The sequence below is a fragment of the uncultured Planktosalinus sp. genome, assembly GCF_963973675.1.
GTDB lineage: Bacteria > Bacteroidota > Bacteroidia > Flavobacteriales > Flavobacteriaceae > Planktosalinus.
In genome coordinates, this window is the sequence record NZ_CAXBAN010000162.1 from 1 (window position 1) to 5,795 (window position 5,795).

General features: G+C 36.6%; 12 protein-coding genes and 2 pseudogenes. All 14 read left to right on the plus strand.

What is annotated here, in order from left to right:
- Positions 1-212: pseudogene (gene rplE, locus AACY61_RS07635) on the plus strand (50S ribosomal protein L5); the annotation flags it as partial.
- A gap of 3 nt (positions 213-215) precedes the next feature.
- Entirely contained in the window at positions 216-485 is a 270-nt protein-coding gene (gene rpsN, locus AACY61_RS07640) for a 30S ribosomal protein S14 (protein WP_339610988.1), read from the plus strand.
- 102 nt (positions 486-587) lie between these two features.
- On the plus strand, positions 588-989 hold the full coding sequence (rpsH, locus tag AACY61_RS07645) for a 30S ribosomal protein S8 (RefSeq protein WP_339610994.1): 402 nt from the start codon (positions 588-590) through the stop codon (positions 987-989).
- Positions 990-1,003: 14 nt separating this feature from the next.
- Positions 1,004-1,546: a 50S ribosomal protein L6 gene (rplF, locus tag AACY61_RS07650; RefSeq protein ID WP_339610989.1), complete on the plus strand. Its 543-nt coding sequence runs from the start codon at positions 1,004-1,006 to the stop codon at positions 1,544-1,546.
- 11 nt (positions 1,547-1,557) lie between these two features.
- On the plus strand, positions 1,558-1,914 hold the full coding sequence (gene rplR / locus AACY61_RS07655) for a 50S ribosomal protein L18 (protein ID WP_339610990.1): 357 nt from the start codon (positions 1,558-1,560) through the stop codon (positions 1,912-1,914).
- 4 nt (positions 1,915-1,918) lie between these two features.
- A complete protein-coding gene (rpsE, locus tag AACY61_RS07660; protein ID WP_188440178.1) occupies positions 1,919-2,443 on the plus strand; it encodes a 30S ribosomal protein S5 in 525 nt (174 codons plus the stop codon).
- Between the two features lie 10 nt (positions 2,444-2,453).
- On the plus strand, positions 2,454-2,636 hold the full coding sequence (gene rpmD, locus AACY61_RS07665; RefSeq protein WP_188440179.1) for a 50S ribosomal protein L30: 183 nt from the start codon (positions 2,454-2,456) through the stop codon (positions 2,634-2,636).
- A gap of 11 nt (positions 2,637-2,647) precedes the next feature.
- Positions 2,648-3,097 carry a 50S ribosomal protein L15 gene (gene rplO / locus AACY61_RS07670; protein WP_339610991.1) on the plus strand — a complete coding sequence of 150 codons (450 nt, stop codon included), beginning with the start codon at positions 2,648-2,650 and terminating at the stop codon, positions 3,095-3,097.
- 13 nt (positions 3,098-3,110) lie between these two features.
- Entirely contained in the window at positions 3,111-4,448 is a 1,338-nt protein-coding gene (secY, locus tag AACY61_RS07675; protein WP_339610992.1) for a preprotein translocase subunit SecY, read from the plus strand.
- A 2-nt stretch (positions 4,449-4,450) separates the two neighbouring features.
- The gene (gene infA / locus AACY61_RS07680) at positions 4,451-4,666 is read left to right on the plus strand and encodes a translation initiation factor IF-1 (RefSeq protein WP_034259287.1); all 216 of its coding nucleotides are present in this window, start codon (positions 4,451-4,453) and stop codon (positions 4,664-4,666) included.
- A 43-nt stretch (positions 4,667-4,709) separates the two neighbouring features.
- A complete protein-coding gene (ykgO, locus tag AACY61_RS07685; protein ID WP_037325435.1) occupies positions 4,710-4,826 on the plus strand; it encodes a type B 50S ribosomal protein L36 in 117 nt (38 codons plus the stop codon).
- A gap of 3 nt (positions 4,827-4,829) precedes the next feature.
- The gene (gene rpsM, locus AACY61_RS07690; RefSeq protein WP_339610993.1) at positions 4,830-5,204 is read left to right on the plus strand and encodes a 30S ribosomal protein S13; all 375 of its coding nucleotides are present in this window, start codon (positions 4,830-4,832) and stop codon (positions 5,202-5,204) included.
- 11 nt (positions 5,205-5,215) lie between these two features.
- On the plus strand, positions 5,216-5,599 hold the full coding sequence (rpsK, locus tag AACY61_RS07695; RefSeq protein ID WP_188440189.1) for a 30S ribosomal protein S11: 384 nt from the start codon (positions 5,216-5,218) through the stop codon (positions 5,597-5,599).
- Positions 5,600-5,726: 127 nt separating this feature from the next.
- Positions 5,727-5,795 (plus strand): annotated as a pseudogene (locus AACY61_RS07700) (30S ribosomal protein S4); the annotation flags it as partial.

A 5,795-nucleotide genomic window follows, 5' to 3' on the forward strand; every position in this document is an offset into this window, starting at 1 on the left:
TGCGTGACTTTAACGGAATTAAAGCCAACGGATTTGACGGAAGAGGAAACTACAACTTGGGTATTACTGAACAAATCATTTTCCCTGAAATTGATATTGATAAAGTAAATAAAATCCAAGGTATGGATATCACTTTTGTTACCACAGCTGAAACAGACAAGGAAGCAAAAGCATTATTAACAGAACTAGGATTACCCTTTAAAAAGAACTAAGAGATGGCTAAAGAATCAATGAAAGCCCGCGAGGTAAAGAGACAAAAATTGGTAGATAAATATGCTGAAAAGCGCAAAGCTTTAAAAGAAGCCGGCGATTATGAAGCATTACAAAAACTACCTAAAAATGCTTCACCTGTAAGATTACACAACCGTTGTAAACTTACCGGCAGACCAAGGGGTTATATGAGAACTTTTGGAATTTCACGAGTTACATTTCGTGAAATGGCAAACCAAGGTTTGATTCCAGGAGTTAGAAAAGCTAGTTGGTAATAAAAAAAGCATTACTTTTGCGCCCTGATTACCGACAGGTTTTAAATTATTAACTGGATGAAGGTTTCGAAAAAGAAAAACCACATCCGAAAAAACAAACAAATGACAACAGATCCTATCGCAGATTATCTAACACGCGTTAGAAATGCATCAAAGGCAAACCACAGAGTGGTTGAAATTCCTGCATCAAATTTGAAAAAAGAAATTACTAAAATCTTATTTGATCAGGGATACGTTCTAAGTTACAAGTTTGAGGATGACAAAGGTCCTCAAGGCACAATAAAAATTGCTTTAAAATATGATAAAGCTACAAAAGAGCCAGTAATTAGAAAGATACAAAGAATCAGTAAACCCGGTTTACGTAAATACGCAAGTTCATCTGAACTTCCTAGAATTCTTAATGGTTTAGGAATTGCCATCATCTCAACATCTCATGGAGTGATGACCGGCAAACAAGCCAAGGCAGAAAATGTAGGTGGAGAAGTATTGTGTTACGTTTACTAAAAATCGACTAAAAAATGTCTAGAATAGGAAATAATCCGATAGCAATCCCTGATGGTGTAACAGTTAATGTTAATGAAAACATCATTACGGTAAAAGGAAAATTAGGAGAACTTAGTCAAGAGTTTTCAGAGGTAGAAATAAAAGTTGAAGATGGAAATGTATCAATAGCACGCCCTTCTGATTCTAAAGCACACCGTACAAAACACGGTTTATATCGCTCATTGGTTAACAATATGGTTAAAGGTGTTGCCACAGGCTGGACTAAAGAACTTGAGCTTGTTGGGGTTGGTTACAGAGCCAGCAACCAGGGTCAAAAATTAGACATCGCCATTGGTTTTTCACACAATATAGTGATGGAAGTTGCCCCTGAGGTTAAAGTTGAAACCATCTCGGAGAAAGGTAAAAACCCAGTTGTAAAACTTACCTCTCACGACAAACAACTTGTTGGTCAGGTGGCCGCAAAAATTCGTGGGTTCCGTAAACCAGAACCATACAAAGGAAAAGGAATTAAATTTGTAGGTGAACAATTAAGAAGAAAAGCAGGTAAATCTGCATAAGCATAAAAGTTATGGCATTATCTAAAAACGATAGAAGAACACGAATAAGATTCAGAGTAAGAAAAACAATTTCAGGCTCTGAACAAAGACCAAGGCTTGCAGTTTTCAGAAGTAACAATGAAATCTATGCGCAACTTATTGACGATGTCAATGGTAAGACAATTACCGCTGCATCATCCAGAGATAAGGATATAGATGCTTCAAAAGTTACAAAAGTTGAAGTTGCAAAACTAGTAGGGAAATCAATTGCCGAAAAAGCTGTAAAAGCCGGTGTTGAACAAATTTCCTTTGACAGAGGTGGCTATTTATACCACGGAAGAATTAAATCATTAGCTGAAGGAGCCCGAGAAGGCGGACTTAAATTCTAAAATTATGTATCAAGATTATAAAAACGTAGAACTAGTTAAACCAAGTGGGTTAGAATTAAAAGATCGTCTGGTTGGAGTACAACGAGTTACTAAAGTTACAAAAGGTGGTAGAGCATTTGGATTCTCTGCAATTGTAGTAGTTGGAGATGAAAATGGAGTTGTAGGTCAAGGACTTGGAAAATCTAAAGATGTTGCTACTGCGATAGCAAAAGCCATTGAAGACGCCAAGAAAAATCTGGTTAGAATACCTCTAAACAAAACCACACTTCCTCATGAACAAAAAGGAAAGTATGGTGGAGCCCGAGTGAATTTAATTCCTGCTGCTCCTGGTACCGGGTTGATTGCCGGTGGTGCGGTACGTGCAGTACTTGAATCAGTTGGTGTACATGATGTATTATCAAAATCACAAGGGTCTTCAAACCCACACAACGTTGTAAAAGCAACTTTTGATGCTTTACTACAATTAAGAAGTGCACACACTGTTGCAAGACAACGTGGTGTATCTCTTGAAAAAGTGTTTAAAGGATAAAAAAAGAGTTATGGCAAAGATTAAAGTAACAAAAGTAAAAAGTGCTATCAACAGAACTCAATCTCAGAAGAGAACTCTTGAGTCTTTGGGCCTTAGTAAAATTGGTCAAACTGTTGTGCATGATGACACACCAAGTATACTTGGTATGGTAAATAAAGTAAAACACTTAATTTCTGTTGAAGAAACAAAATAAGACATTAGATTATGGATTTAAGTAACTTAAAACCTGCTGCAGGTTCAGTACAAAATAATAAGAGGCTAGGTCGTGGTGAAGGCTCTGGAAGTGGTGGAACTGCTTCAAGAGGTCACAAAGGAGCAAAGTCCCGTTCAGGATATTCAAGAAAAATCGGTTTTGAAGGAGGTCAAATGCCTCTTCAAAGACGTGTTCCAAAATTTGGATTCACCAATATCAACAGAAAAGAATATCAAGGTGTCAATCTTGATACGCTTCAGCAATTGGTTGATGATAAAAAAATTAAAGATACGCTAGACTTTGATACTATGATTTCTTTAAGACTGGCAACCAAAAACGAACTTGTTAAGATACTAGGTAGAGGGGAATTGAAAGCAAAATTGAAAGTATCTGCACACAAATTTACAGCAACTGCCAAGAATGCAATTGAAGCAGCAGGAGGCGAAGTGGTAATTTTATAACAACCTTATCAGAATGAAATTTATAAATACCCTACAGAATATTTGGAAAATAGAAGAGTTGAGAAACAGAATCTTAATCACTCTAGGATTGCTGGCTGTTTACCGTTTTGGTGCGCAGGTAGTTTTACCGGGTATTGATGCCTCTCAATTACAAGGTTTGGCTGATCAGACCGATGGTGGAATTTTAGGATTATTAAATGCTTTTACAGGTGGCGCATTTTCAAATGCCTCAGTTTTTGCATTGGGTATTATGCCTTATATTTCTGCTTCTATTGTGGTTCAATTGATGGGTATTGCTGTGCCTTATCTACAAAAGCTTCAAAAAGAAGGGGAGAGTGGAAGAAAGAAAATAAATCAAATTACGCGTTGGTTAACGATTGCAATTACCTTAGTTCAAGGACCCGGTTATATTTATAATCTTTTCAATATTTTACCGGCAGAAGCCTTTTTATTAGGGAATGATATTTCCTTTATAGCTTCAGCCGTAATCATTCTAACAACCGGTTGTATATTTGCAATGTGGTTAGGTGAGAAAATAACCGATAAGGGTATTGGTAATGGTATTTCCATATTGATTATGGTTGGTATTATAGCAACCTTACCACAATCGTTTGTACAGGAATTTGCTTCCAGAGTATTTGAATCAAATGGAGGATTAATTTTTATTCTGATTGAGTTAGTAATTTGGTTTGTTATTATTCTTCTCTCTGTATTACTAGTGATGGCTGTACGTCAAATTCCGGTTCAATATGCACGAAGGACAGCCAGTGGTGGCTATGAGAAAAATGCTTTTGGTTCAAGGCAATACATTCCATTAAAACTAAATGCTTCTGGTGTAATGCCTATCATCTTTGCTCAGGCAATTATGTTTGTTCCAGCTGCAGTAGCCGGGTTGTCAACTTCAGAGATGGCACAATCCTTTACCGTAGCTTTTAGTGATATTTTTGGTTTTTGGTACAATTTGGTATTCTTTATTTTGTGTATTGTCTTTACATTCTTTTACACTGCAGTTACAGTACCAACCAATAAAATGGCTGATGATTTAAAAAGAAGTGGTGGTTTTGTTCCGGGTATTAAACCAGGTTCTGAAACTGCTGAATATTTAGATAAAATAATGTCACAAATTACTTTGCCCGGGTCAATATTTTTAGCATTGATAGCTATTTTCCCTGCATTTGCTGTAAAACTATTGGGTCTTCAGGCCGGATGGGCATTATTTTATGGAGGAACTTCCCTACTAATTATGGTGGGTGTAGCAATAGACACTATGCAACAAATCAATGCATACTTGTTGAATAGACATTATGACGGATTAATGAAATCAGGAAAAAACAGAAAAGCAGTAGCATAATTATGGCAAAACAACCGGCAATAGAACAGGATGGAACAATCGTTGAAGCACTTTCAAACGCAATGTTTCGTGTAGAATTAGAAAACGGTCACATAGTTACAGCACATATCTCGGGTAAAATGCGTATGCATTATATTAAGTTATTACCCGGAGATAAAGTAAAATTAGAAATGAGTCCTTACGATTTAACTAAGGCAAGAATTACATACAGATATTAAATTTTTGAGTAATCAAAAATAACTAATTATTAAAAACAAAGGAATGAAAGTAAGAGCTTCCATCAAAAAAAGAAGTGCCGAGTGCAAGATTGTGCGTCGTAAAGGCAGATTATATGTTATTAACAAAAAGAACCCAAAGTTCAAACAAAGACAAGGTTAAGATATGGCAAGAATAGCAGGTGTAGATATCCCAAAGCAAAAAAGGGGTGTAATCGCGTTAACTTACATATTTGGTATCGGTAAAAGCCGTGCCAAAGACATTTTGGCAAAAGCCGAAGTAAGTGAAGACAAGAAGGTAAACGAATGGAACGATGATGAAATCGGTCGCATTCGTGATGCAGTGGGAAACTTCAAAATTGAAGGAGAATTGCGTTCAGAAGTTCAAGTGAGCATTAAGCGCTTAATGGACATTGGATGTTACAGAGGTATTCGTCACAGATCTGGTCTTCCACTTAGAGGACAACGTACCAAGAATAACTCAAGAACGAGAAAAGGAAAACGTAAAACTGTTGCTAACAAGAAAAAAGCAACTAAATAATCCCTAGAGATATGGCAAAAACAACCGCAAAAAAACGTAAAGTTAATGTTGAATCTGTAGGTGAAGCACACGTTACAGCTTCTTTTAACAACATCATTATTTCTTTGACTAACAAAAATGGTGATGTAATCGCCTGGTCTTCTGCCGGTAAAATGGGTTTCAGAGGGTCTAAGAAAAATACCCCTTATGCTGCTCAGTTAGCTGCTGAAGATGCAACAAAAGTTGCACACGACGCAGGTTTACGCAAAGTAAAAGTATATGTTAAAGGACCCGGAAACGGAAGAGAATCTGCAATACGTTCTATTCACAATGCAGGAATTGAAGTAACTGAAATTGTAGATATCACACCAATGCCCCACAACGGCTGCAGACCTCCTAAAAGAAGAAGAGTCTAATTAGATAATAAGACGTTAGACAATAGATTTTTGATAAAAAAATAAATAATAAGTATAAACACAGGAAGGAATACGATCGATGGAGGACAGACCTTAATTCATCATCCCTTCTAAAATAATTTTAAATATGGCAAGATATATCGGTCCAAAAACTAAAATAGCCCGTAAGTTCGGTGAAGCTATTTTTGGTGACGAC

Bases quoted from the DNA above. Each gene is read 5' to 3' on its own strand.
- rpsK (WP_188440189.1), top strand. From the start codon at position 5,216: ATGGCAAAAACAACCGCAAAAAAACGTAAAGTTAATGTTGAATCTGTA.
- rpsE (WP_188440178.1), top strand. From the start codon at position 1,919: ATGTATCAAGATTATAAAAACGTAGAACTAGTTAAACCAAGTGGGTTA.
- infA (WP_034259287.1), top strand. From the start codon at position 4,451: ATGGCAAAACAACCGGCAATAGAACAGGATGGAACAATCGTTGAAGCA.
- rpsH (WP_339610994.1), top strand. From the start codon at position 588: ATGACAACAGATCCTATCGCAGATTATCTAACACGCGTTAGAAATGCA.
- rplF (WP_339610989.1), top strand. From the start codon at position 1,004: ATGTCTAGAATAGGAAATAATCCGATAGCAATCCCTGATGGTGTAACA.
- rpsN (WP_339610988.1), top strand. From the start codon at position 216: ATGGCTAAAGAATCAATGAAAGCCCGCGAGGTAAAGAGACAAAAATTG.
- secY (WP_339610992.1), top strand. From the start codon at position 3,111: ATGAAATTTATAAATACCCTACAGAATATTTGGAAAATAGAAGAGTTG.
- ykgO (WP_037325435.1), top strand. From the start codon at position 4,710: ATGAAAGTAAGAGCTTCCATCAAAAAAAGAAGTGCCGAGTGCAAGATT.
- rplR (WP_339610990.1), top strand. From the start codon at position 1,558: ATGGCATTATCTAAAAACGATAGAAGAACACGAATAAGATTCAGAGTA.
- rpmD (WP_188440179.1), top strand. From the start codon at position 2,454: ATGGCAAAGATTAAAGTAACAAAAGTAAAAAGTGCTATCAACAGAACT.
- rplO (WP_339610991.1), top strand. From the start codon at position 2,648: ATGGATTTAAGTAACTTAAAACCTGCTGCAGGTTCAGTACAAAATAAT.
- rpsM (WP_339610993.1), top strand. From the start codon at position 4,830: ATGGCAAGAATAGCAGGTGTAGATATCCCAAAGCAAAAAAGGGGTGTA.